This is a genomic window from Streptomyces sp. NBC_01267 (genome assembly GCF_036241575.1).
GTDB lineage: Bacteria > Actinomycetota > Actinomycetes > Streptomycetales > Streptomycetaceae > Streptomyces.
This window is the reverse complement of the sequence record NZ_CP108455.1, coordinates 4,515,057-4,538,597: the sequence shown is the minus strand read 5'-3', so window position 1 is coordinate 4,538,597 and position 23,541 is coordinate 4,515,057. Positions and strand designations below refer to the sequence as shown.

The 23,541-nt window shown below is 69.1% G+C and carries 22 protein-coding genes and 1 pseudogene; 7 read left to right on the top strand and 16 right to left on the bottom strand.

The annotated features are described in order from the left end of the window. Nucleotides 1–34 precede the first annotated feature (34 nt). From OG709_RS20880 to OG709_RS20870, 3 genes are read right to left on the bottom strand one after another with little or no spacing between them, the layout of a single operon-like run. Nucleotides 35–793 (bottom strand): hypothetical protein, encoded by a 759-nt coding sequence (locus OG709_RS20880; protein WP_329167389.1) that lies wholly within the window; start codon nucleotides 791–793, stop codon nucleotides 35–37. After that, nucleotides 790–2,310: a C2 family cysteine protease gene (locus OG709_RS20875; RefSeq protein WP_329167388.1), complete on the bottom strand. Its 1,521-nt coding sequence runs from the start codon at nucleotides 2,308–2,310 to the stop codon at nucleotides 790–792. Before OG709_RS20875 ends, OG709_RS20880 begins: the two co-directional genes overlap by 4 nt. Beyond that, on the bottom strand, nucleotides 2,307–2,645 hold the full coding sequence (locus OG709_RS20870; protein ID WP_250299016.1) for a hypothetical protein: 339 nt from the start codon (nucleotides 2,643–2,645) through the stop codon (nucleotides 2,307–2,309). Before OG709_RS20870 ends, OG709_RS20875 begins: the two co-directional genes overlap by 4 nt. Before the next feature lie 237 nt (nucleotides 2,646–2,882). Between OG709_RS20870 and OG709_RS20865 the strand changes: the two genes are divergently transcribed. After that, nucleotides 2,883–3,851, top strand: coding sequence for a MaoC family dehydratase (locus OG709_RS20865; protein ID WP_329167385.1), 969 nt, complete (start codon nucleotides 2,883–2,885; stop codon nucleotides 3,849–3,851). On the opposite strand, the gene OG709_RS20860 is transcribed toward OG709_RS20865, so the two are convergent. Together OG709_RS20860 and OG709_RS20855 are read right to left on the bottom strand one after the other, a co-directional pair. Continuing rightward, a complete protein-coding gene (locus OG709_RS20860) occupies nucleotides 3,811–4,434 on the bottom strand; it encodes a TetR/AcrR family transcriptional regulator (RefSeq protein ID WP_250299560.1) in 624 nt (207 codons plus the stop codon). The two genes, OG709_RS20865 and OG709_RS20860, sit on opposite strands and share 41 nt — an antisense overlap. 132 nt (nucleotides 4,435–4,566) lie before the next feature. Then, entirely contained in the window at nucleotides 4,567–4,743 is a 177-nt protein-coding gene (locus tag OG709_RS20855) for a hypothetical protein (protein WP_401276494.1), read from the bottom strand. A 34-nt stretch (nucleotides 4,744–4,777) separates the two neighbouring features. On the opposite strand from OG709_RS20855, the gene OG709_RS20850 reads away from it, so the two are divergent. After that, on the top strand, nucleotides 4,778–6,256 hold the full coding sequence (locus OG709_RS20850) for a recombinase family protein (RefSeq protein ID WP_329167384.1): 1,479 nt from the start codon (nucleotides 4,778–4,780) through the stop codon (nucleotides 6,254–6,256). A gap of 184 nt (nucleotides 6,257–6,440) precedes the next feature. Here the strand turns inward: OG709_RS20850 and OG709_RS20845 are convergent, their stop codons facing one another. The 6 genes from OG709_RS20845 to OG709_RS20820 all read right to left on the bottom strand — a co-directional run bounded on the left by OG709_RS20845 (nucleotide 6,441) and on the right by OG709_RS20820 (nucleotide 11,932). Further along, a complete protein-coding gene (locus OG709_RS20845; RefSeq protein ID WP_266641475.1) occupies nucleotides 6,441–7,790 on the bottom strand; it encodes a dicarboxylate/amino acid:cation symporter in 1,350 nt (449 codons plus the stop codon). Nucleotides 7,791–8,276: 486 nt separating this feature from the next. After that, complete coding sequence (locus OG709_RS20840) at nucleotides 8,277–8,531, bottom strand: DUF4229 domain-containing protein (protein ID WP_250299559.1); 255 nt, start codon at nucleotides 8,529–8,531, stop codon at nucleotides 8,277–8,279. A gap of 200 nt (nucleotides 8,532–8,731) precedes the next feature. Beyond that, nucleotides 8,732–9,256, bottom strand: coding sequence for a GNAT family N-acetyltransferase (locus OG709_RS20835; RefSeq protein ID WP_250299011.1), 525 nt, complete (start codon nucleotides 9,254–9,256; stop codon nucleotides 8,732–8,734). Nucleotides 9,257–9,361: 105 nt separating this feature from the next. Beyond that, nucleotides 9,362–10,540 carry an aminofutalosine synthase MqnE gene (mqnE, locus tag OG709_RS20830; RefSeq protein WP_374211222.1) on the bottom strand — a complete coding sequence of 393 codons (1,179 nt, stop codon included), beginning with the start codon at nucleotides 10,538–10,540 and terminating at the stop codon, nucleotides 9,362–9,364. Nucleotides 10,541–10,655: 115 nt separating this feature from the next. Further along, nucleotides 10,656–11,111: an Lrp/AsnC family transcriptional regulator gene (locus tag OG709_RS20825; RefSeq protein ID WP_250299558.1), complete on the bottom strand. Its 456-nt coding sequence runs from the start codon at nucleotides 11,109–11,111 to the stop codon at nucleotides 10,656–10,658. A gap of 107 nt (nucleotides 11,112–11,218) precedes the next feature. Next, nucleotides 11,219–11,932 carry a UbiX family flavin prenyltransferase gene (locus OG709_RS20820; protein WP_250299557.1) on the bottom strand — a complete coding sequence of 238 codons (714 nt, stop codon included), beginning with the start codon at nucleotides 11,930–11,932 and terminating at the stop codon, nucleotides 11,219–11,221. A gap of 165 nt (nucleotides 11,933–12,097) precedes the next feature. On the opposite strand from OG709_RS20820, the gene OG709_RS20815 reads away from it, so the two are divergent. Further along, a complete protein-coding gene (locus OG709_RS20815; RefSeq protein WP_326694273.1) occupies nucleotides 12,098–12,715 on the top strand; it encodes a rhomboid family intramembrane serine protease in 618 nt (205 codons plus the stop codon). 108 nt (nucleotides 12,716–12,823) lie between these two features. On the opposite strand, the gene mqnP is transcribed toward OG709_RS20815, so the two are convergent. After that, complete coding sequence (gene mqnP, locus OG709_RS20810; RefSeq protein ID WP_266641477.1) at nucleotides 12,824–13,747, bottom strand: menaquinone biosynthesis prenyltransferase MqnP; 924 nt, start codon at nucleotides 13,745–13,747, stop codon at nucleotides 12,824–12,826. After that, on the bottom strand, nucleotides 13,744–15,204 hold the full coding sequence (locus tag OG709_RS20805; protein WP_250299005.1) for a menaquinone biosynthesis decarboxylase: 1,461 nt from the start codon (nucleotides 15,202–15,204) through the stop codon (nucleotides 13,744–13,746). Before OG709_RS20805 ends, mqnP begins: the two co-directional genes overlap by 4 nt. A 143-nt stretch (nucleotides 15,205–15,347) precedes the next feature. Between OG709_RS20805 and OG709_RS20800 the strand changes: the two genes are divergently transcribed. From OG709_RS20800 to OG709_RS20785, 4 genes and pseudogenes are all read left to right on the top strand, one after another. Then, a complete protein-coding gene (locus OG709_RS20800; protein ID WP_250299003.1) occupies nucleotides 15,348–15,737 on the top strand; it encodes a PLD nuclease N-terminal domain-containing protein in 390 nt (129 codons plus the stop codon). Between the two features lie 88 nt (nucleotides 15,738–15,825). After that, nucleotides 15,826–16,272, top strand: a pseudogene (locus OG709_RS20795) (nucleoside deaminase); the annotation flags it as partial. A gap of 250 nt (nucleotides 16,273–16,522) precedes the next feature. Next, entirely contained in the window at nucleotides 16,523–18,616 is a 2,094-nt protein-coding gene (locus tag OG709_RS20790) for a hypothetical protein (RefSeq protein ID WP_329167379.1), read from the top strand. Beyond that, nucleotides 18,613–20,178: a hypothetical protein gene (locus OG709_RS20785; RefSeq protein ID WP_250299000.1), complete on the top strand. Its 1,566-nt coding sequence runs from the start codon at nucleotides 18,613–18,615 to the stop codon at nucleotides 20,176–20,178. The genes OG709_RS20790 and OG709_RS20785 overlap by 4 nt, the downstream gene beginning before the upstream one ends. Here OG709_RS20785 and OG709_RS20780 read toward each other — a convergent pair. The 3 genes from OG709_RS20780 to resB all read right to left on the bottom strand — a co-directional run bounded on the left by OG709_RS20780 (nucleotide 20,151) and on the right by resB (nucleotide 23,541). Continuing rightward, nucleotides 20,151–20,657, bottom strand: a complete 507-nt coding sequence (locus OG709_RS20780; RefSeq protein WP_250298998.1) for an SRPBCC domain-containing protein — start codon at nucleotides 20,655–20,657, stop codon at nucleotides 20,151–20,153. The genes OG709_RS20785 and OG709_RS20780 overlap by 28 nt on opposite strands. A gap of 104 nt (nucleotides 20,658–20,761) precedes the next feature. Next, complete coding sequence (gene ccsB, locus OG709_RS20775; protein WP_250298995.1) at nucleotides 20,762–21,838, bottom strand: c-type cytochrome biogenesis protein CcsB; 1,077 nt, start codon at nucleotides 21,836–21,838, stop codon at nucleotides 20,762–20,764. After that, nucleotides 21,835–23,541 carry a cytochrome c biogenesis protein ResB gene (gene resB, locus OG709_RS20770; protein ID WP_250298992.1) on the bottom strand — a complete coding sequence of 569 codons (1,707 nt, stop codon included), beginning with the start codon at nucleotides 23,539–23,541 and terminating at the stop codon, nucleotides 21,835–21,837. The genes ccsB and resB overlap by 4 nt, the downstream gene beginning before the upstream one ends.

Below are 23,541 nucleotides of genomic sequence, written 5' to 3'. Positions count from 1 at the left end.
GGGGACCTCATGGCCGGCCGCCGGGTGCGGCAGATCAGCCCCCGGCCGGTCCGATCAGCTGGAGGTCCACGTACCCGGAGTGCGGGTTGCTCCCGGCCGGGCTCCCGTCACCGGCCTCGATGGCCGACACCTTCCACAGCCGGCCGGCGAATTCGAGGGTGTCGCCCACGCGGGCGTCCGGGTAGGAGGCGTCCCCGCCGTCCCGGCTCGCGATCCCGATGTCCGCCCGCGGGCCGGGGTTGATCTCCGTCACGACCGCGCTGTACTGCCCGCTGTACTCATTGTTCGGAATGTGCCACCTGAGACGGAAGCGCCCGTCGGTCAGGGACGGCCAAGTGGCCTCGGAGCTGGGTGGGGGTGACGAGGTCACGTTCTTCTGACCCTTCGGAGTGAGGACGACGCGGTAGGTGCAGATCTGCGCGACCGTGAACGAGGCCCGGCCGACAGTGAGGGCCTGGCCCGGCTTCACGGTCCAGTCCCGGGTCCCGGCCGCTGCCGCACCGGGGCCCGTCCCGTTGGTCAGGACCGCGGTACGGGCCGAACCGTCCGACCGCGCCTCCCGGTACGAGACCGATCCGGCGCCACCGGGCAGCTGGACGGAACCGCCACGCAGCACATGGATCCCCTTCGCCCCACGGTCACCAGCACACACCGGCCCCTTGTCGACGGCCGGCGCGGGGCGCGTCGCGGACGTCCGGGAGGACGACGGGGACGCCGCCTGCTTGCCGGACGGGCCGCAGCCCACCGCGAGAAGCACACAGCCGGTGGCCGCGGCGAATCGGACAGCCTTCATGACGTGGGTACCTCCAGAGCCTGCGGATTCCCGAAGAACTCCTTGTACTGATCGGGGCTCGCCACAATGTCCTTGTAAGGCGGGCCCCACGGGTTGCCAAGCACGATGTTGCCGTTCTGGAACCCCTTGACAAAGTAGACGTGGCGGGTCGAGAAAGACGTTCCCCAGTTCTGCTGGCCCTTCTTGTTCACATCGTCGCCACTGCCCGTGCTGACGATGACCGGGTGCCCGGACTCGAAGCTTTTCTGCACGGAGTCGACACTGTTGTCAATTCCTTTGGAGTTGTGGCCGGTGACGTAGGGAGGGGCTTTCTCGTTGAAGTCCCATTCGATCGCACCGTATGTCCCGTGCTCCGTACGGTCGTAGCGCTTGTCGCCCAGATGGTCGTCCGGAGCACCGCCCTTGTCGCCCCCGTAGACCAGAGCGAACGCCTTCTCGTAATAGGCAGGCCACATGGCTCCCTTGGCACGAGCAGACAGCGGATTGCCGTCCTTGTCCAGCGGCACGTCCGGGGTCACGGTGACCCACCGCTGGTTGCCGTCCTTGTCCCAGATGCGAACGTTGACGGTGCCATTGGGATTCTGCTTGATCCCGTCACGGATGAACTGGGGATTCACCTGTGCTGTCGAAGTGAGCGACGCGATGTACCAGCAGTCACCGAAGCGCCCCTGGTTGATGTCCGCAGCCGTGATGTCCTGCCCGTCGGAGCCCGGGGCGAAGAGGGGATCGGACGGGATACCCCAGTGCATGCCCTTCGCATCCGCCCCGGACTGCGAGTTCTTGCCATCCAGGTATGCGTCCGTGGTGTCGAATCCCGGTTGCGTCCCCGGAAAGGCAGCCTGCGCCTTGGCCCAGTGCTCGGGGCCGAGTTTCGCGAGGATCCCGCTGAGGTGATCGCGGCGCTCACCCTCGGGCAGGCCGTTCTCGTCCCACCATTTCCAGCCGCTGTCACTCGTGTTGCCGATCAGGTCGTTGTAACGCTTCAGGTCTGCCTCGGGAACACGGTCGAAGAAGGCATCCAGTTCGGCAGCGGTCATTCCATCCAGCATCCTCTCGACCTTCCTCAGGTCGTCACGGTTGCCGTTGGTGCCGAAGTCCTTACCGTCGAGTTCCTTGATCTGTTCCAGGGCGTCGTTGATGTGCTGCTCGTCGGCAGCGGCCTCGTCCGCGAAGAGGAGGGCCGGGTCGATCGAGTAGCCGTGCTCGATCAGGACCTTGCATTCTTCGAGCTGCTTGCTGCGGCGATCCATCGAACCGGCCATGTCCCCGAGCTCGCCGTCGAGCACCCCGGGCATGTGGGCGGGCCCGCCGAAGAACGAAGGCAGGACAAAGACCTGGCCGACAAGAGGCTCCAGGAGCGGGTCGGTCGTGGCCGGCTTTCCGTTCATGAGCTGGGACGCCTCGGTGAGGACGAGAGCCAGGTCCCGGTGCAGCCCCCTTGCGTCGCCGCCCAACTTTCGCAGGCTGGAAGCGAGTGCGCCGATCTCGGCGGTGTCGAAGCCACGGAATCCGGTCAATGGCCCGGTCCAGTCTTCTGCTTGGCCAAGGCCGCCTTCATCTGATCGTCGAGTCGGTCCGCCTCGACGTCCCAACGGCCGGCATCGTGCATGAGCGCGGATGCCATCTGACCCAACGTGCGGCTGCGGTTCACGATCTGCCTCGTCGAGTCGGTGGCAAACGGCCCCTGCCATATCGGAGGATCGGACTGCTGGGCCTTCTTCGCAGCACCGTCCAGATGGGGCCCGAGTCTGTTGGCGAGCGCGCGGGCCTTTCGGGCACAGGCCCGCAGATCCTCCGCCCGTTTCTTCAACTGTTCCGGCGTCTCCCCTGCCGGGTCCTCCGGTCGTCCCACTGTCCATCCCCCTTGCCAACCGACCGCCCAGATCGACTGGCCAGGCTAACAGTTGGCGCTCCAGCGGGCAGGGGGTTCAACTCGACCCTCATGGGGCCCACACCGCCCGATCACGCGGCGCACAAGCAATCAGCCCCCGGCCGGTGCGGCGCCGATCGGCGGCGACATCGACCAGCACCTGACCCCCAGGTAATCTTACCCTGGAGTAAATACCGTACGGATCAGGGAGCCTGGACCATGAGCGACCGTCCCCCGCACCCCGCCGGCCTGCTGACCACCATGGTGCGTGGCGCGCTGACCTCGCCCTTCAAGCCTGCCGTGTCGGCCGATGCGCCGTTGCCCGCAGGCAGGTTGACGCTTCCCGGAGCGCGGATCCACCCCGGGCGTCTCGCCGCGTACGCCCAGATCTGCGGCTTCGACCGGACCGGCCCGCTCCCCCTCACGTATCCGCATGTTCTCGGCTTCCCGGCGGCCATGCGGCTGATGACCGCGCGGGCCTTCCCGCTGCCGGTCCTCGGTCTCGTGCACACCGGCATCGAGATCACCCGGCACCGCGCCCTGCCGGCGGACCACGCGCCCGAACTGAGCGTGTACGCGGACGGGTTGAGGCCGCACCGGCGCGGCACCGAGGTCGTCATGGTGACGGAGGCGCGGCTCGCGGGCGAGCTGGTCTGGGAGTCGCGGAGTAGGTATCTGGCCCGGCACCGGACGTCCGAGGCGCACCCGGAGGTCCGTACGGACGACGCGCAATCACAGCGTACGGACGACGCTCAGCCCCACCGTACGGACGACGACGCCACCGTCGACACGGCCGCAACCACCGGGACCGCCACCGGAACCTCCATCGGGACCGCCACCGCGACAGCCACCTGGGAGCTGCCCGCCGGTCTGGGCCGCCGCTACGGCGCCGCGTCCGGGGACCGCAACCCGATCCACCTCTCCCCGCTGACCGCGAGGCTCTTCGGCTTCCCCCGCGCCATCGCGCACGGCATGTGGACGGCCGCCCGCTGTCTGGCGGAGGCCGGGACCCCGGACGCCGTACGGGTACGGATCGGGTTCAGGGCGCCGGTCCTGCTGCCGGGAACGGTGACGTACACCGCCGACCCCGGGGCGGGCACCTTCCGTCTCCTCAGCCGGGGCCGGGAAGGGGCGGAGCGGATCCACCTCACGGGCGAGGTGACGGCACCCAGCGCTCCCCGTTCATGAGGTTCTCCAGGCCCGCCCACGCGAAGTTCATCAGCGTCGAAGCGGCTTCCTTCGCCGAGACGCCGGGGGTCTCGTTCGCCCACCCGGCCAGCGACTCCGCGGCGCCGACCAGCGCCTGTGCCAGACCGGCCACATCACGGTCGGGAAGGGCCGGGTCGCGGTGTGCCTCGCGGTGCGCCGCGCCGATCAGGCCGGTCACGAACTTCGTGATCTCGTCCCGCATGGCGCCGACTTCGGCGGCGAACGGCTCACCGTGCGTGCGGGCCTGGCGGTGCAGGATGTTCCAGCCGTCCGGGTGCCCCGCGGTGTGCTCGAAGAAGGCGCCCAGCCCGTGCCACAGTTGCCGGTCGGCCGGGTCGTCGGGGTCGACCCCGGTCTGCACCGCGTCGACGAGCGACTTCGCCTCGCGCCGTATGCAGGCGGTGAAGAGCTCTTCCTTGGAATTCAGATACAGATAGACCAGGGGCTTGGACACGCCTGCCAGTTCGGCGATCTCGTCCATCGAGGCGGCCCGGTACCCGCGCTGTCCGAAGGTCCGTACGGCAGCGTCCATCATCTGCTGCTCGCGTACGGCCCGGGGCATCCGCTTGCCCTTGGCTGCCTTGACTGCACCCACCTGAGAGTCCCTTCAGCCGGTCGGTCGTACCCCGGCAAGAGTACGGCTCCGGCCCCTCCCCGTCGTACGGAGGAGGGGCCGGAGCCGTGCGGTGAAGGGTCAAGCGGCGACCGGGAGGGTGGCCTCCTGCCCGGCCTCGCGCGCTGCGTGGTCGTCCACCGGGGAAGCGGACGCCGACCGGAACGCGCCGGGATCGAGGGTCTTCTCCCGGGCCGAGACGACGACCGGGACGAGTACCTGACCGGCCGCGTTCGTAACCGCGCGGCATGTATGCACGTTGTAGAGCGCGGTATGACAGTCGGAGGGTCCCATGTCCAAGCCGCAACGTGTGGCGATCTACGTCCGGATCAGCAAGGACCGCAAGGGTCAGGAACTCGGCATCCAGCGCCAGGAGAAGGCGTGCCGGGAGTTGTGCTCACGTCTCGGGTGGACCGTCTACAAGGTCTACCCCGAGAACGACGCGTCCGCTTCCACCACCAGCAAGCGCAAGCGCCCCGCGTACACGGAGATGCTGCGTGACGCTCGTGACGGGGTAGTGGACGCGATCGTCGTCTATTCGATCGACCGCCTGACCCGCCGCATCGCCGAACTGACCAGCTTCTTGGAGGAGCAGAAAGCACAGGGTTTCGCGTTCGCCACGACGGAGGGCGAGGACACCGCCACGGCCAACGGTCGCATGGTCCTGACGATCAAGGGAGCGGTGGCCCAGCAGGAGACCGAGTGCATGTCGGAGCGGGTGAACAGGTCACTGCTCCAGCGTCGTGAGAAGGGCAAGCCGCACGCAGGCGGTCCCCGCGTCTTCGGATTCGATCCGGACTCGAACTTTCAGCGCACCGTGCCCGAGGAAGTGAAACTGATCCAGCGCGGATACGAGATGCTCATGAGCTTCCCGGCAAAGACGCCCGGAGACGTGGCGCGCCTTTGGAACGAGGCGGGAGCGCGATCCCCCGGCGGAACGGCTTGGACGATTCAGAAGGTCAAGCGTGTGTACCGGTCCGAGCGGGTCGGCGGGATCATCACGTACAAGGGCCAGGACATCGGGGACAGCGTCTACCCCCACCCGCTCACCCGCTCCGAGTGGGACAACGTACAAACTGTTCTGGACTCCCGGGCGACCCCTGCCGCTCAGGGCTCCGGCAAGCGCAAGCACCTGTACTCGGGGTTCCTCAAGTGCGGATACTGCCGGTCGGTCATGCGGGTCCAGTGGGCGACCATCCAAGGCAGGACGTTCCGACGAACGCTCTGCCACTCGGGTCAGTCGGGGCGCGGCGGCGAGTTGGGCTGCGGGAAGGTGAGCCGGTCGTACACCTGGATCGAGGAGCGGCTGAACGAGATGGTCGAGGCCGCCCTGGCACTGCGCCAACCGCAGCCGCAGGAGCCCCCTACCGAGGATCTGTCCGGGCAGATTTCGATGCTGGAGGAGCGCATCAGGGTCCTGCGGCAGCGGTGGAAGGACGGCAAGTTGGAGGACGAGGACTACTTCGACTCCCTCGGCCACCTCCGCACCGAATTGCAGGCCCTCCGCGTCCGCGAGTCAGCATCGGTCGTGAGGCAGTCTCGCCGCGTGGTCGACGCGATGGCAGTGTGGGGCGATGAGTCTCCGGAGAACCTTGACCGCCGGAGGGCGATCGTCGCCCAGATGATCGACGAGGTAGAGGTGTTCAGCGTCGGGCGAGGCCGCAGAAAGCCTCCCGAGCCGGACTCGATCCGGGTTACGCCGGTCGGGGATTCGGAGGGGGCGGAGGCGAAAGGGCTCGGTGCCGAGTTCCACCCCACCGATGGTGCATGAACTCCTGATCCCCCGGCTTGCCCGAAGAGTCGCCGCAGCGGTCGAGGCCCGTCGCGACGGCAGCACCCGCTATCTCGAACACGGTGTGGCACCCACTGATCGACCCCGTCCGGCCCAGAACTGAGGAAGCCCCCTACCGATAGGGGGCTTCCTCAGTTCTGCCGAAGGGGGTTCTGGGTCTGCCTTACGCAGAGACCGGCACGCGCTCCTCGGACGTCTCGGACTCCTGCGGCTCGGCCTCGTACTCCTCGATGGGCGAGGCGGTCGCCGAGTTGTACATGTCGCGGTCGAGGATGCCCTCTCGTGCAGCCACAATCAACGGTGCTACAACTTGTCCTGCAACGTTCGTCGCCGTACGCATCATGTCCAGGATCGGGTCGATCGCCATCAGCAGGCCCACACCCTCCAGCGGGAGGCCCAGCGTGGAGAGGGTCAGCGTCAGCATGACCGTCGCGCCGGTCAGGCCCGCGGTGGCGGCCGAGCCGATGACGGACACGAAGGCGATCAGGACGTAGTCGCCGACGCCGAGGTGCACGTCGAAGATCTGGGCGATGAAGATCGCGGCGAGCGCGGGGTAGATCGCGGCGCAGCCGTCCATCTTGGTCGTCGCGCCGAACGGCACGGCGAACGACGCGTACTCCTTCGGCACACCGAGCCGCTCGGCCGACGCCTGGGTGACCGGCATCGTGCCGACGGAGGAGCGGGAGACGAAGGCCAACTGGATCGCGGGCCAGGCGCCCTTGAAGAACTGGAGCGGGCTGACCTTGGCGACGGTGGCGAGCAGGATCGGGTACACCCCGAACATCACCAGGGCGCAGCCGATGTAGACGTCGGCCGTGAAGGTCGCGTACTTGCCGATGAGGTCCCAGCCGTAGTCGGCGATGGCGAAGCCGATGAGGCCGATGGTGCCCAGCGGGGCGAGGCGGATGACCCACCACAGGGCCTTCTGGAGCAGTTCGAGCACGGCCTCGCTGAGGGTGAGGATCGGCTGCGCCTTCTCACCGAGGGAGAGCGCGGCGATACCGGCGACGGCTGCCATGAAGACGATCTGCAGGACGTTGAGCTGGGTGAACGGGTCGATCACGTTCTCCGGGATGATCCCGGTGAGGAAGTCCAGCCAGGAGCCCGCGTGTTCGGGCAGCTTGCCGTCCTTCGGGGTCAGGCCGGTGCCGGCGCCCGGGTTGGTGATCAGACCGATCGCGAGGCCGATGGCGACGGCGATCAGTGACGTGATCATGAACCAGAGCAGGGTGCGGGTGGCCAGCCTGGCGGCGTTGTTGACCTTGCGCAGGTTGGTGATGGACACCAGGATCGCGAAGAAGACGAGCGGGGCCACGGCCAGCTTCAGCAGCTGGACGAAGATGTGGCCGACCTTGTCGAGCGTGGCGTAGAGCCAGTGGATGTCCTGGCTGCGGGTCAGCCAGCCCAGCAGCACACCGATCACCAGACCGGCGACGATCTGGGCCCAGAACGGGATCTTGGGTATTCGGAACTTCGTGGGACTGGGGGCGGGGCTCGCGGAATTCGCGGACACGGGAACACTCCGGTGAGGACGCAGCTGTGTGCTCGGGATGGAGCACGGGGGACGGGGGCGCGGCGCCCAGCACATGGGGGGGCGCCGCCGCATGAGGCCGTTCAGACGCGGCGACAGGCCGCGGACATGGCGCAACAGGCCGCGGACATGCAGCGGCAGAGATCGACATGCAGGCGCTCCACGAGCACGATGCTCGTGAAATGTGGGCGCGCGGCTGTCTTCATGTCGGACACATTAACACTTCAACTTTGAGAGTCTCAAAGCAGGGCTTTGAGGCAGCCGGTCGCCGACGGCAGAGGGCCGCCGCCGGCAAGGAGCGCCAACGACAGGACCCCGGCACCGGAGCGATGAGCTCCGGTGCCGGGGTCCTGTCGAACGGCTTGCGCGCGGCGTACCGCGGAACGGTGTCCTACGTACCGCGACCGGTGTCCTACGGAGGGAACGGCACCCTACCGGCGGACCGGCGTCCCACTGGACGAGGCCGCCCTACTGGACGAGGCCGTCCTCCTGCGTACGGTTGGCCTCCAGCCGGGCCTTGGCCCGGTCGACCCTGTTGATCAGCTGCTCGGACATCTTGTCGCGCTGCCGGCGCAGCAGGACGAAGCTCAGCGGCGCGGAGATGACCAGCGCGAGCAGGATCGTCCAGACGGCGTTGGAGCCGCCGAGTCCCTTCGGCACCACACCGAAGTGGACGAGCAGGGCGCAGAAGACCAGGGATCCCATGAAGATGAGGATTCGCATCGCGGTGTAGCGAATCGTGGCGCCCGGGTTGGCTACAGACACGGCTGAGGCCTCTCTCTTCGTACCTACGGCATCGGATCCTGCCCGACAAGTGAAGCACGCCCCAGTTGTGGCCGTCCCGGCCGGGGTGCGGTCACGCCGTGTCGGCCGGATCAGCCGGTCTGATCAGCCGGTCGGTCCGGATCGGTCACCCGCCCGGATCAGAGCAGCGGCAGATACATCGTGATGTCGTCGCGGTCGTCCCCGGGGGCGACGCGGATCGCGCCGGGCACCCGGCCGACCTCCTTGTAACCACAGGATCCGTAGAAGCGGTCGACGCCGGTGCCGCCCCGGCAGGTGAGCCGGATGCTCTCGACGCCGTCGAAGGTACGGGCGGCTCCGGCCGCCGCTTCCATCAGGTCGCGCCCGTATCCCTTCCCCTGGTGGGAGGGGTGGACCATCACCGTGTACAGCCAGATCCAGTGCCGCATCAGACGGTGGGTGTTGTACGCCAGGAAGGCGGTGGCGGCGACCGTGCCGTCGGCTTCCCTGCCGACCAGCAGCCGGGTGCGGCCCTCGGCCATCGCGGCCAGGTGCTTGACGAGTTCGGGGCGTATGTCGTCGGGGCTGACCGGCGGGACGAATCCGACGGCGCCGCCGGCGTTCGACACGTCCGCCCAGAGCGCGACGACGCCGTCCCGCAGCCCGGTGTCGATCGGCGGGTCCAGCTGAAACGTGAGGCTCATGGGGACCAGCGTAGAAAAGCGCGGAACCCCGGCCGTGGCCGGGGTTCCGTCGTGCAGGGGTCCGCAGCGGAAGGTCCGCGGTGCGGGTGCCGGCGCGTGCCGACGTCAGAAACGCATCGTCTGCGGGGACTCCCGGCGGTCCGCGTCGGGACCGTCGAACTCGCGGACGATCTCGTAGTGGGTGTTGCGCTCGACCGGGCGGAAGCCCGCGTCACGGATCAGTTCGAGCAGGTCCTCACGGCTGAGCTTGTTGGGCGTGCCGTAGTTGTCCGCGTCGTGCGTGATCTTGTACTCGACGACCGAGCCGTCCATGTCGTCGGCGCCGTGCTGGAGCGCGAGTTGCGAGGTCTGCACGCCGTGCATCGGCCAGAAGACCTTGACGTGCGGGACGTTGTCGAAGAGGAGACGCGAGACCGCGAAGGTCTTCAGCGCGTCGACGCCGCTCGCCATCGTCGTACGGGCCTGAAGGCGGTTACGGATCTTGCCGTCCTTCATGTCCTCGAAGTCGTGCTGGTAGCGCAGCGGGATGAAGACCTGGAACCCGCCGGTCTCGTCCTGGAGTTCACGCAGCCGCAGCACGTGGTCCACGCGGTGGCGCGGCTCCTCGATGTGCCCGTACAGCATCGTGCACGGGGTCTTCAGACCCTTCGAGTGCGCGAGGCGGTGGATGCGCGACCAGTCCTCCCAGTGGGTGGCGTGGTCGACGATGTGCTGCCGGACCTCCCAGTCGAAGATCTCGGCGCCGCCGCCGGTCAGCGACTCCAGACCGGCCTCGATCAGCTCGTCGAGGATGTCGGAGGCCGACATCCCGGAGATCGTCTCGAAGTGGTGGATCTCGGTGGCGGTGAACGCCTTGAGCGCGACCTGCGGAAGGGCTTCCTTCAGCGCGCTGAGCGAGCGGGGGTAGTAGCGCCACGGCAGCGTCGGGTGCAGGCCGTTGACGATGTGCAGCTCGGTGAGGTTGTCGCCCTCCATCGCCTTGGCGAGGCGGACGGCCTCCTCGATGCGCATCGTGTACGCGTCCTTCTCGCCCGGCTTGCGCTGGAACGAGCAGTAGGCGCACGAGGCGGTGCACACGTTCGTCATGTTGAGGTGACGGTTCACGTTGAAGTGGACGACGTCGCCGTTCTTGCGCGTACGCACCTCGTGGGCGAGGCCACCGAGCCAGGCCAGGTCGTCCGTCTCGTAGAGCGCGATCCCGTCCTCGCGGGTCAGCCGCTCACCGGCCCGGACCTTCGCCTCCAGCTCGCGCTTGAGGCCGACATCGGTGATCGATGCAGTCATGTAGCGGCCGCCTCCCATATGCGTACGTAAACAACCAGCCAACCGTACTCCCCCGCCTTTCCGGTTTCCGGCGGCGGGACCCGCACGGCAGTCCGGGCCGGCAGGGCCGTCCGGGTCAGCTCTGCTCGGGGAGCTCGCCGACCCGGTTCTCCCACTTGGTGGAGAGCACGATCGTGGTACGCGTCCTGGAGACGCCCCGGGTGCCGCTCAGCCTGCGGATGGTCCGCTCCAGACCGTCCACGTCGTCGACCCGGACCTTGAGCATGTACGAGTCGTCACCGGCGATGAACCAGGCGTCCTCGATCTCGGCGAGGTCCTTCAGGCGGTGCGCGACGTCCTCGTGGTCGGCCGCGTCCGAGAGCGAGATGCCGATCAGGGCGGTCACCCCGAGCCCGAGCGACTTGGCGTCGACGGTGGCGCGGTAACCGGTGATGACTCCGGCGGCCTCAAGACGGTTGATGCGGTCGGTGACGCTGGGGCCGGAGAGTCCGACGAGCCGGCCGAGCTCGGCGTAGGAGGCCCTGCCGTTCTCCCGCAGTGCCTGGATGAGCTGCCTGTCCACCGCGTCCATACCGTTGGAGCCTTCCATTGTTCAGGAATATGGCGAGCTTGCTTCTGAAATCTTAGGCTTGCAGGGAAAATACCCTGCGAATCACGGCCGCGGCTACCGGGGTCCCCTCAGGCGGGGCCCTGTGACGGATCCTGTGTGCGGGAGCCTCCGAGCTCTCCCTCCCAGCGGCGGTACAGCCGGTGCGGCACCCCGGCCGCGTCCAGCACCCGGCCGGCCACGAAGTCCACCAGGTCCTGGATGTGCGTCGCCCCGGCGTAGAACGCGGGTGAGGCGGGCAGCACCACGGCGCCCGCCTCGTCCAGGGCCACCAGGTGCTTCAGCGTCTGACCGTTGAGCGGGGTCTCCCGCACCGCGACGACCAGTCGGCGCCGCTCCTTGAGGGTCACGCTCGCCGCCCGCTGGAGCAGGTCCTTCGAGAGCCCCAGCGCTACCCCGGCCACACAGGCGGTGGACGCGGGGACGACGAGCATCCCCTTGACCGGGTACGAACCGGAGGACGGCCCGGCGGCCAGATCCCCGGCGGCCCAGTGCCGTACCCGCCCGGCGTCCGCCATCCCCACCGCGTCCACCGCGAAGGTGCCCGGCTTGCCGTCGGCGCCCCTGGACAGCCAGGTGCCCAGGTCCTGCTGCCAGTGCGCGTCCCGGAACGCGATCCCCGTCTCGTCGAGCAGCGTCAGCCGGGAGGCGCGGCTGACCACCAGGTCGACGTCCTCACCCGCGTCCAGCAGCCCGCGCAGCACGGCTGCCGCGTACGGCGTACCGGACGCCCCGGAGATTCCGACGACCCAGGGCCGACGCTGCTGCTGACTGTGTACGTTCACCTGCTCCACGGGTCCGAGCCTATCCGGCGGCCCGGATCCGGAACCGGGTGCGGCCCGGGAACCGAACCGAGTGGGGCCCCGAACCGGAACTCAGCAGGGTGCCCCGGACGTTCCCGGCACGGGGACAAGGGATCCCCGCAAGGGAACGAGGAGTGGGGGTCCGCGATGGCCGCGACGCCGGATCGGCTCGCGTGGGGCACCGGCGACCGGGTCAGAGCCGCGGCCAAGCTGATGGCCGGGTGGGTGGCCCTGCTCTGGGTGCTCGAAGTGATCGACGTGTCGACGGGGCACGCGCTGGACACGTTCGGGGTCGAACCGCGTCAGCTCGGTGAGCTGCGCGATGTGGTGCCCTCCGCCTTCATCCACTTCGGGTTCGCCCATGTCGCGTCGAACAGTGTGCCGCTGCTGGTCTTCGGGTTCCTGGCCGCGCTGAGCGGTATCCGCAGATTCGCCGCGGTGGCCGCGCTGATCGTCGTGGTCGACGGGCTCGGTGTCTGGCTGGTCGCGCCCGCGCACACCAACACCGCGGGCGCGTCCGGGCTGGTCTTCGGGCTGTTCGGCTATCTGCTGGTCCGCGGCTTCGTGGACCGCCGGATCCTGGACATCGGCGCCGGGCTGTTGGTCGGCGCGGTCTGGGGTTCCTCGATACTGCTGGGCATCTCCCCGGGGAACACCGGGGTCAGCTGGCAGGGGCATCTGTTCGGGCTGGCCGCGGGGGTGGCGGCGGCGTTCGTGTTCCGCCGCCGGGCCACGGAGCCCGCCCCCGCCCCGCTCCTCCAGTGAAGCCGCGCACCCGGCGTACGCCGCCGCGGACGGCCGGGCCCCCCGGACGGCTGGGCGCCTCGGCCGGTCGGCGCCACGGACGGCTGGGCGCCTCGGCCGGTCGGCACCTCAGACGGTCAGGCCGCGCACCAGCAGGTCCAGCAGCGCGCACACGAACAGTGCGATGCCGATGAATCCGTTGACGCTGAAGAACGCCCGGTTCAGCCGGGACAGGTCGTGCGGCTTGACCACCGTGTGCTCGTAGACGAACGCCACCGCGACGATCGCCAGCCCGATCCAGAAGAACGCCCCGGCGTGCGTCGCCACCGCGAACCAGACCAGCAGGCCCGTCGTCACGACGTGGCAGCCGCGCGCGCCGTACAGCGCGGCCGGGATACCGAAGCGGGCCGGCACCGACTTCACGCCGTGCGCCCGGTCCGCCTGCACGTCCTGGCAGCCGAAGATCAGGTCGAAGCCGCCGATCCACACGCCGACCGCGAGACCGAGGATCACCGCGTCCCAGGACCACTCCCCGGTGATCGCCAGCCAGGCCCCGACCGGGCCGATCGCCTGGGCGAGGCCGAGGATGGCGTGCGGGAAGTTGGTGAACCGCTTGCCGTACGGATAGACCACCATCGGCACGACCGCGAGCGGCGCCAGCGCCAGACAGAGCGGGTTCAGCGCCGCCGCCGCGCCGAGGAAGACGACGACCGCGGCGAGCGCCCCGGTCCAGGCCGACTTCACCGAGACCGCGCCGGTGACCAGTTCACGGGTGGCGGTGCGCGGGTTCCGGGCGTCGATCTCGCGGTCGATGATGCGGTTGCAGGCCATCGCGAACGTCCGCAGCCCGACCATCGCGACCGTGACCAGGACCAGCCGTCCCCAGTGGATGCTGCGGTCGAGCTGGAACATCGCGGTCAGCGCGGCGATGTACGCGAAGGGCAGCGCGAAGACCGAGTGCTCGATCATCACCAGCCTGAGGAAAGCTTTCACCCGGCCCGGCGGCGCGGGCTCGGGCCCGAAGAGGTCCCGGGTTGCTGAATCGGCGCTCACGAAAGCCCGTACTCCTTCCAACGGCGGTCGACCTTCGCCGCCGTCTGCGGGTCCGACTCGACCATCTCGGGCCAGCCGCCGTCCCGCGTGTAGCCCTCCTCGGGCCACTTCCTGGTTGCGTCGATCCCCGCCTTGCCGCCCCAGAACTGCTGGTAGGAGGCGTGGTCGAGGTGGTCGACCGGACCTTCGACGACGGTCAGGTCGCGTGCGTAGTCTGTATTGCCGAGGGCCCGCCAGGACACCTCGTGCAGATCGTGCACATCGCAGTCGGCGTCCACCACGACGATCAGCTTGGTCAGCGACATCATGTGGGCGCCCCAGACCGCGTGCATGACCTTCTGCGCGTGCTTCGGGTACTTCTTGTCGATCGAGACGATCGCGCAGTTGTGGAAGCCGCCCGACTCGGGGAGGTGGTAGTCCACGATGTCCGGAATGATGATCTTGAGCAGCGGCAGGAAGAAGCGCTCGGTGGCGCGGCCCAGCGGCCCGTCCTCGGTCGGCGGGCGGCCGACGACGATCGACTGCAGCAGCGGACGCTTGCGCATCGTGACGCAGTCGATGGTCAGCGCGGGGAACGGTTCCTGCGGGGTGTAGAAGCCGGTGTGGTCGCCGAAGGGACCCTCGGGCAGCATCTCGCCGGGCTCCAGCCACCCCTCGATGACGACCTCGGCGTGCGCCGGGACCTGGAGCGGGACCGTCTTGCAGTCGACCATCTCGATCCGCTTGCCCTGCACGAACCCGGCGAAGAGGTACTCGTCGATGTCCTCGGGCAGCGGGGCCGTGGAGGCGTACGTCACCGCGGGCGGCGCACCGAAGGCGATCGCGACGGGCAGCCGCTCGCCCTTCCTGGCGGCCACCGCGTAGTGGTTGCGGCTGTCCTTGTGGATCTGCCAGTGCATCCCGATGGTGCGCTTGTCGTGGCGCTGGAGCCGGTAGAGGCCGAGGTTGCGGATGCCCGTCTCGGGGTGCTTGGTGTGGGTCAGCCCCAGGTTGAAGAAGGAGCCGCCGTCCTCGGGCCAGGTGAAGAGCGCGGGGAGCTGGTCCAGGTCCACGTCGTCACCGGTCAGGACCACTTCCTGCACGGGGGCGGCCTCGGACTTCACCTTCTTCGGCGGTACGTGGACCATCGAGCCGAGCTTGCCGAAGGCTTCCCGTACGCCGACGAAACCGTGCGGCAGCTCGGGCTTGAGCAGTCCGCCGATCCGGCCGCTGATCTCGTCGTACGACTTCAGGCCGAGCGCCTTGAGCAGGCGGCGGTCGGTACCGAAGACGTTCATCGCCAGGGGCATGGACGCGCCCTTGACGTTCTCGAAGAGCAGCGCGGGACCGCCCGCCTTGTTGACGCGGTCGACGATCTCCCCGACCTCCAGGTAGGGGTCGACCTCGGCCTTGATGCGCTTGAGGTCGCCATCGCGCTCCAGCGCCCTGAGCAGCGAGCGAAGATCGTCATAAGCCATGCGGTCCAGTCTGTCATCCTCCGTGGCGAAGCCTGCCGGGAGCCTTCGACCGGCGCGGCCGAGGGCGCCCGACCGTTACCCTGTGGCCGTCATCGGGATGTACGGAACGTCCCGTCACCATTCCCTGGGGGGAACGTTCGACCATGCTCAGGTATCTGCCGTTCCTGCTGGTCCTGGCGCTGTGGATCTACGCCTTCATCGACTGCCTGAACACGCCGGAGGAAGAGGTCCGCGGCCTGCCGAAGGTCATCTGGGTCATCATCATCCTGCTCTTCGGTGAAGTGCTCGTCGGCCCGATCGCCTGGATCGTCGCGGGCAAGCAGCGGCGTGGCCCCGGCGCGGGTTCGACCCCCGCCGAGTGGCACCGCAACCAGCGGACGACGTGGACGGCCCCCGACGACAATCCCGAGTTCCTGAAGTCCTTGACGGAAGAGAACAAGAAGGACGAGTCGCTGCTCAAGGACTGGGAGGCGGACCTGCGCCGCCGTGAGGACGAACTGCGGCGGCGCGAGAGCGGCGACGAAGCGAGCTGAGTCTCCGCCCTCCTTGAGGCCGCCCGCCTGTTTCCTTGAGGCCGCCCGCCTGAGCCTCCGGCGGGCGGGCCCCTGGGAGGATCGGGGGATGGAACTCACCCAGGCACAGGAGTGGCTGGCCACGGCGGTCGCGGAGGCGCGGGCCGGGCTGGCGGAGGGCGGCATCCCGATCGGCGCCGCGCTGTACGGGGCGGACGGCGAGCTGCTCGGCCACGGGCACAACCGCCGTGTCCAGGACGGCGATCCTTCGATGCACGCGGAGACGAACGCCTTCCGCGCGGCCGGACGGCAGCGGTCGTACCGGGGCACGACCATGGTCACCACGCTCTCCCCGTGCTGGTACTGCAGCGGCCTGGTCCGGCAGTTCGGGATCTCCCGGCTGGTGGTCGGGGAGGCGGTCACCTTCCACGGGGGCCACGACTGGCTGGCCCGGCACGGGGTGGAGGTCGTGGTGCTCGACGACGCCGGGTGCGTGGAGCTGATGCGGGACTTCGTCACCCGGCATCCGGCGCTCTGGAACGAGGACATCGGGGACGAGCCGGACGGCACGAACGACGACGCGAACAGCGACACGAACGGCCCCGCGAACGGCCCCGCGAACGGCCCCGCGAACGACACGGCGACCGGCCGTACGACCGGCGATGCGTGAGGGATGTCCCGGTACGCCCACCCGACGGCCAAAGGTGTCTTTCAGCCGCGGCGTGAAACCTTTACCCCTACCAACCTCCCGTATATAAGCTGATGTTGGCGCAGTGACAGCTGCGCCGACCGGCACGGGAGGTGCTGTGGACAGAGAGCTGTACGGACGGGACGCGCTCCTCCACGGCCTCGCGCCACGCCTCATCGGCCTGCCGCCCGAGGGCTACCAGCAGACACCCACCGAGGCGTTCGCGGGCGGGCGGGACGACCTGCCGGTGGCCGTGCTCACCGGCGGTCGCGGCATGGGCAAGACCGTCGTACTCAAACAGCTCCGCACCAACTACCGCGGCCGTACGCCCGTCGCGCTGATCGACTGCGAGCACCCGGACTTCGCGGCGATCCCGTCCAGCCATCCGCGCGCGCCCTTCTGGTCGCCCGTCACCGAGGCGCTCTCGGTGCTCGGGGAACAGCTCGGGCCCGCCGTGCGCGGCGCCGGAGCAGTCGAATTCCCGCGCCTGGCGGCCGGGTTGATGGCCATCGCGTCCACCGGCTGGGACCCGAACAACCGCCAGCAGGTCCACGACGAGGCGCTGCGGCTCGGCATGCTCGTCGAGTCGGGTTCCCGGCTCAAGAGCCTGAGCCGTGGCTGGCTGGTCAAGATCACGGCGAAGTTCGCCGCGCTGTGGACGGGCGCGCCGCCCGGCCTGGACGTCATCGTCGAGACCACCGTCGAATCGCTGCTCGAGGACCTCTTCGACCGCGGGCAGCGCGCCGCCGCCAACTGGTACGGGCAGTACCCCGGCGCGGGCGGCCAGGCGAAGCGCGGCCTGAACCTGATGGCGCTCCAGTTCCACCGGGAACGCGACAGTGACGCACGGGCGCTCGCCGAGCGCCATCTCGTCGGCGCCCTGCGCGCCGATCTGCGGGCCGCGTACCAGGGCATGGGGCGGCTGCGCCGGGTCGGCAGGCCGCTGGTGCTGCTCGACAACGTCCAGGCACCGCTGGGCCGCCGACTCCTTGAGCCGGTACTGCGCGACCGCGCCGCGGGCCGCCCCGACCAGGTCGTCTTCATCGCGGCGCTGCGCGGGTACGACCATCCGGCGCTGCGCTCCGCCGAGCGCTGCGCCCTCCCCCAGGTCACGCACACCACACCGTGGACCCGGGGCACCGAGGTCGCGTCGGGCGCGCTCGTCGTGGAGCTGACGGCGCTGGGGCCCGAGCACGTACGGCAGATGCTCGGCCGGGAGGACCCGGCGATGCGTACTCCGCCGCTGCTCGCCCGCTCCGTGCACCGGCTGACCGGCGGCCGGCCGCTCGGCGTCGCCCTGCTGACGAAGGCGGCGGGACAGGCGGTCCAGCTGGCGGGTCCGACGGTTCCGGTCGCCGAGGGCCCCGAGCATCTGACCCCCGGTTCACTGCTCTCGCGTCCGGTGCTGCTGCGTGAGGACGAGCCGGGCCGCCCGACCGTGACCGAACTGCTCCAGCAGCTGGTGGATCCCGCGAGGCTCGACCGGCTCGCGGTACTGGCCGCCGCGCACGGCACGGCGGACGCCGAGCAGCTGGCCGCCGCCCGGCTGGACCACGACGGCGGCCGGGCGGGCGTGCTGCCGATGCGCGACCTGCTGACCGGGGAGTACTGGCCCGTCGCACCGGACCACTTCATCGGCGACCCGTTCCTGCGCACCCTGCTGTTGCACCGGCTGCGCCACCCGGACGGCGAGGCGTCCACCACCTCCGAGCGCTGGCGTGAGGTGCAGGAGACGATGCGCGACCTCTGCGCGGAGACAGCGCCGCGCCGTCTCCACCACGAGCTGGCGCTGGGCCGCACCGAGAACGCGGTGACGTATCTGCGCGACACGTTCGGTGTCTCGTCCGCCGCCGACTGGCTCGACGAGCTGCGTTTCATCGCGTCCGCCCCGTACTTCGCGGACCACGACGACCGGCGCGCGGTGGCCCTCGGCCGGACCGACGCGGAGCAGGTGACACCCGACGGCATCGACCGGATCTTCCATCTGCGCATACGCCGACTGCTGTACTGCGTCTGGCAGTTGACGGATCTCCTGGCGCTGCCGGACGAGGGTCTCGCCGAGAAGATGGGGGACGAACTGGGGCAGCTCTCGGGGCTGCACCCCACCGGCAACGAGGTGCTCTGGCACGCCTCCAGGAACTGGCCGACGGCCGTCCGGGAGTGGCGGGGCCTGGACCGTTCAGCAAGCGACCTGGGGGGCAACGCGCTGTGAGCAATCGTTTCCGCGAATTCTTCTGGTTCACCGGCCTGCGGCGCATCCTGACCTCGACGGTCGTCCTGGCGCTGCTCGCCGGGGCGGGCATCGCCGCATACGCGATCTACACCCCTGATCTGCACTGCGCCACGGGCGTCGACCGCCCCGAGAAGGGCGCGGAGTGCATCGGCGTCAACGGCGACGGCTACGACTTCGGGAGACCCGCGCTGCACGACGTGGCACAGGCCATCGCCCGGGAGAACCGGACCCTGAAGAAGGGCGAGTACGCCACGGTCGCCCTGCTGCTGCCGCTCACCTCCACGGACCGGGACATGGCGAACAAGGTGCTGCACGAGACACAGGGCGCCTTCGTCGAGCAGTACCGCGCCAACCACGGCTCCAACGGTCTGGTGCCGAAGATCAGGCTCGTGCTGGCCAACACCGGTGTCGGGAGCGCGCTCTGGCCCGGCGCCGTGAAGAAGCTGGAGGGCATGACCGGCGCCCCCGACCATCTGCGGGCCGTCTCCGGGGTGGCCACCAGCAGTGACGAGACCCGCGCCGCCGTCACCGATCTGACGCAGCATCACATTCCGGTCATCGGCACCACCATCACGGCTGACGACATCGCCAACGGCCCGAAGTCCAGCCACTTCCCAGGGCTCGCCCGGGTCTCGCCGACCAACCAGGACGAGGCCGCCGCGCTGGCCAACTTCGCCGACGTCGACCCCAGGAAGACCCTGATGGTCCGCGACAACCGCCCCGGCGACCACTACACCTCGACGCTGAAGAGCGCCTTCGACGGACTGATGAAGGGCGCCCCGTACGCGGACCGCGAGTACACCTCACCGGCCAACCCGTCCCAGGACGGCTCGACCGCCAACACCTTCGAGCAGGACACCGAGGTGATCTGCTCGACCCAGGTGAACACGATCCTCTTCGCCGGGCGCCACACCCAGCTGCGGCAGTTCGTGAACGAACTGGGCAAGCGGGGCTGCCAGGAGAAGCCGTACACCATCCTCACCGGTGACGAGGGCTCGTACCTCGGCTACGACACCAAGCTCAACCGGAGCGCGCTGCGGCCGAGGAGCAAGGGCGCGGCCAAGGTGACGGTCGAGTACGCGGCGCTCGCCCACCCCGACGCGTGGACGTCCGGGAACCCCTCGACGCCGAAGACCGGCGGCACGGCAGCCGACTACACCGAGTTCTTCCAGTGGGTGGCGACCGCGTCGGGCAAGGAGGTCGGCCCGATCGGCCCGATCGGTGCCAAGTCGCTGGCCGACGGGCAGGCGATCATCGCGTACGACGGCATGACGACCGCGGTGACCGGCATCCGGAAGGCCAGGGCGAGCAGCAGCATCCTGCCGGACATCGACGACGTCGGGCGGGAGTGGTCGAAGCTGCAGGGGCCGCTGCGGGTGGAGGGCGCGAGCGGCTGGATCTGCCTGGACAACTACGGGAACCCGTACGACAAGGCCGTACCGATCGTGGAGCTCGCGGCCGACGGCACCCCGCACTTCAAGGAACTCGCCTGGCCGAAGAAGAACCCCCCGAATCAGGAGTGTGTGCCGCCGCGCTCGTAGGCGGCGCGCAGCAGCTGCCAGCGCTCCCGGTTCCAGGAGGACCAGTCCTTGGGGCTGCCTTCGAGCGCGTCGTACAGGAACTCGAAGTGGATGTGCCACCCGGCCAGCGAGTCCAGCAGCTGCGCCGGGGCGCCGGTGAACTCGTTGCTGAACCGCACCACGGTCGCGTCGGGGCCCACCGATTCCAGATGGAATCTGACCCGGCCGTGCACGGAGAGGGTGTACTCCACGACCCGCTCCGGGTCCCAGGCGGTGATGCTCCCGGTGGCCACCGTCGGCTCGTTGAGCCAGCGCAGCGTCACCCGGCCGTCGAGCCGCGACTCGAAGACGTCGGCCGCGGCGAGCCAGCCGGGGAGCCCCACGGGGGTGGCGACGGCGCCCCACACCCGCGCCGCCGGATGCGGCAGGTACAGGGCGAACCGCAGGACGTGGCTGTTCCCGTGGCTGGTGCTGGTGCCGTGTGCGAGGGCCTCGGTCATGACACCACCCTCGCGCGGCGGGGCCCGTTCCGCACAGAAGAGGGCCGGTTCTCCGACACGTGTCGGGAAACCGGCCCTCTTCGATGGTGGAACAGGCGGCGGGGTCAGACCCCGGCGTAGGAGTGCTTGCCGCTGATGAAGATGTTCACGCCGTAGTAGTTCCAGATCCAGCAGGCGAAGGCGAAGAGCGCCAGATAGGCGGCCTTGCGGCCCTTCCAGCCGGCCGTCGCGCGGGCGTGCAGGTAGCAGGCGTACACGACCCAGGTGATGAACGACCAGGTCTCCTTGGGGTCCCAGCCCCAGTAGCGGCCCCAGGCGTCGCCCGCCCAGATCGCGCCCGCGATGATCGTGAACGTCCAGAGCGGGAAGACCGCGGCGTTGATGCGGTACGAGAACTTGTCGAGCGAGGCCGCCGAGGGCAGCCGGGAGAGCACCGACCGGGCGAAGGCGCTGGGCTCCTGGCCGCGGGCCAGCTTCGCCTCGAAGCTGTCGCGGAAGAGGTAGAGCGCGGTGCCGACGAAACCGATGTAGAACATCGCGCCGCAGATGATCGCCGTCGAGACGTGGATGTACAGCCAGTACGAGTGGAGCGCGGGGACCAGCTGGTCGCTGCTCGTGTAGAGCACCGTGGTGGCGATGCCGAGGTCGAGCAGGACCGTGGTGACCAGGGCCAGGCCCAGCCAGCGGACGTTCTTCTTCAGGACCAGCAGGACCAGGTACGCCGCGACCGCCACCGAGGAGAAGGTGATCGAGAACTCGTACATGTTGCCCCACGGCGCACGCTGCACCGACAGCGCACGGGCCACCACACCGCCCGCCTCGACGAGGAACCCGAGGACGGTCAGCGAGACCGCCACCCGCCCGTACAGGTCACCCTTCTCGGTGCCGCCGGAGGCTCCGGGGCCGTCCGGCACGTCGCGCGAGCCGGCCGCGGACCGGGTGATGATCTTCGGCCGGTCCAGTACGGCGGTGCCTCCGGCCTTCTTGACCTGGACGGCAGGGGCGGCGGCGGACACCGTCGATGTCAGCGCGGCGGCCGTACGGCCCACCTTGCTGCGCGCGCCGAAGGTCCACTCCGCGATGTGCGCGAAGAAGGCCAGGGTGTAGACGGCCATCGACGAATAGACGAGCACATTGCTGATGTGCGCCAGGTTCTCATTGGTTCCGGCGGCGAGATTCACTTCTCGGCCCCTTCGGGAGTCTCTGCGGTTGCAGCGGGATCAGGCGCCGACGGCGCCACTGAATGGAGCGTCGCGGCCAGGTCGGCCAGCTCCTCGGGGAGCTTCGCGGACTCGCTCCGCCCCAGCCCTGCCATCTCGACGACGGTCACGCCGTCCTCTCCTCGTACGGCACGCACCCACACACGGCGGCGCTGGATGAACAGCGATCCGGCGAGCCCCACGATGGCCGACAGCGCGCCGACGAGCGCGAAGTCGGTGCCCGGCTGCTGCGAGATCTGGAAGCTGGCCCACTGCTTGACCCCGACGAACTGGATCGAGCCCTCGCTGCCGGGCAGCTTCATCGTCTCGCCGGGCAGCAGGAGTTTCGCGAGCTTGTTGCCCTTGCTGTCCTTGTACTGCTTCATGTTCTTCGGGTTGAGCTGGTACACGCTCTGCGGCAGTCCCGAGTCGACCCCGAGGTCGCCGTGGAAGCCGGACACCGCCATCACCGGGAAGTCGAGCCCCGGGAAGGTGGAGAACATGGTGCCCTTGCCCTTGCCCGCGTACGTCGGCACGAACATGGTCTGGAAGCCGAGCTGTTCCTTCTTGCCCGCGGCGTTCCGGTACCCGTCCATCACCTTGATGGCACCGGTCGACGTGGCGTTGGAGTCGAGCGGCAGCAGCGGCACGGCGTCGCGGTAGATCTCCTTGCCGTGCCCGTCCTTGACGGAGACGACCGGGGCGTAGCCGTGCGAGATCAGGTAGACCTTCGAGCCGTCGACCTCAAGGGGCTCGTTGACCTTGATGACGCCCTTCTTGTCCTTGCCGGTCGCGCCCTCGGAGTACGTCACCTGGGCTTCGTACCTGCGAGGTGTGCCGCGGTTGGGCCCGTTCTTCTCGTACGTCCCGATGAACTTGTCCAGCGTGAAGCTGAACGGCGCCAGGTCGTCCGGGTTGAAGAGCGTGCCGGGCTTGAAGTCGTCGTACTGCGTGAGCGTGTTGGAGAAGCCGTCGCCCTGGACGATCAGCTTGCCGCCCTCGGACTTCCACAGCTGCCCGGACGCGAAGGACACCAGGAGCACGATCAGCGCGATGTGGAAGAGGAGGTTCCCGGTCTCGCGCAGATAGCCCTTCTCGGAGGAGACCGCATCGCCCGCGATATGCGCGCGGAAGCGGCGCTTCTTCATCATCGCCAGCGCGGCCTCGCGGACCACCTCGGGCTCGGAGTCCGTACGCCAGGTCGTGTAGACGGGCAGCCGGGTCAGCCGCTTGGGCGCGCCCGGCGGGCGGCTGCGCAGCTGGCCGACGAACTGCCAGGTGCGCGGCACGATGCAGCCGATGAGCGAGATGAACAGCAGGATGTAGATCGCGGAGAACCACACCGAGCTGTAGACGTGGAAGAGCCCCAGCTTGTCGTAGAAGGGCGAGATCAGGTCGTGCTTCTTCTTGAAGTCGGCGACCTTCATCTCGTCGATGCTGGTCTGCGGGATCAGCGAGCCGGGGATGGCGCCGAGCGACAGCAGGAGCAGCAGGAGCAGCGCGACGCGCATCGAGGTCAGCTGCCGCCAGAACCAGCGGATCCAGCCCACGACCCCCATGGCGGGGAGGCTGGACGCCGACTCCTCCCGGGGAGCGGTGGACAGCTGCGATCCCGCCGCGCCGAGATCGCTTTCGCTCTCGGCGCGGTCGTTCGCGGGGTCCGTCGTTTCGGTCGTCTTGCTCAT

What these genes read in the sequence shown, in the direction of transcription:
- OG709_RS20880 (WP_329167389.1), bottom strand. Translation starts at nt 793, where the DNA reads ATGAAGGCTGTCCGATTCGCCGCGGCCACCGGCTGTGTGCTTCTCGCG.
- OG709_RS20865 (WP_329167385.1), top strand. Translation starts at nt 2,883, where the DNA reads ATGAGCGACCGTCCCCCGCACCCCGCCGGCCTGCTGACCACCATGGTG.
- OG709_RS20860 (WP_250299560.1), bottom strand. Translation starts at nt 4,434, where the DNA reads ATGCCCCGGGCCGTACGCGAGCAGCAGATGATGGACGCTGCCGTACGG.
- OG709_RS20850 (WP_329167384.1), top strand. Translation starts at nt 4,778, where the DNA reads ATGTCCAAGCCGCAACGTGTGGCGATCTACGTCCGGATCAGCAAGGAC.
- OG709_RS20840 (WP_250299559.1), bottom strand. Translation starts at nt 8,531, where the DNA reads ATGCGAATCCTCATCTTCATGGGATCCCTGGTCTTCTGCGCCCTGCTC.
- OG709_RS20835 (WP_250299011.1), bottom strand. Translation starts at nt 9,256, where the DNA reads ATGAGCCTCACGTTTCAGCTGGACCCGCCGATCGACACCGGGCTGCGG.
- mqnE (WP_374211222.1), bottom strand. Translation starts at nt 10,540, where the DNA reads ATGACTGCATCGATCACCGATGTCGGCCTCAAGCGCGAGCTGGAGGCG.
- OG709_RS20825 (WP_250299558.1), bottom strand. Translation starts at nt 11,111, where the DNA reads ATGGACGCGGTGGACAGGCAGCTCATCCAGGCACTGCGGGAGAACGGC.
- OG709_RS20815 (WP_326694273.1), top strand. Translation starts at nt 12,098, where the DNA reads ATGGCCGCGACGCCGGATCGGCTCGCGTGGGGCACCGGCGACCGGGTC.
- OG709_RS20805 (WP_250299005.1), bottom strand. Translation starts at nt 15,204, where the DNA reads ATGGCTTATGACGATCTTCGCTCGCTGCTCAGGGCGCTGGAGCGCGAT.
- OG709_RS20800 (WP_250299003.1), top strand. Translation starts at nt 15,348, where the DNA reads ATGCTCAGGTATCTGCCGTTCCTGCTGGTCCTGGCGCTGTGGATCTAC.
- OG709_RS20780 (WP_250298998.1), bottom strand. Translation starts at nt 20,657, where the DNA reads ATGACCGAGGCCCTCGCACACGGCACCAGCACCAGCCACGGGAACAGC.
- resB (WP_250298992.1), bottom strand. Translation starts at nt 23,541, where the DNA reads ATGAGCAAGACGACCGAAACGACGGACCCCGCGAACGACCGCGCCGAG.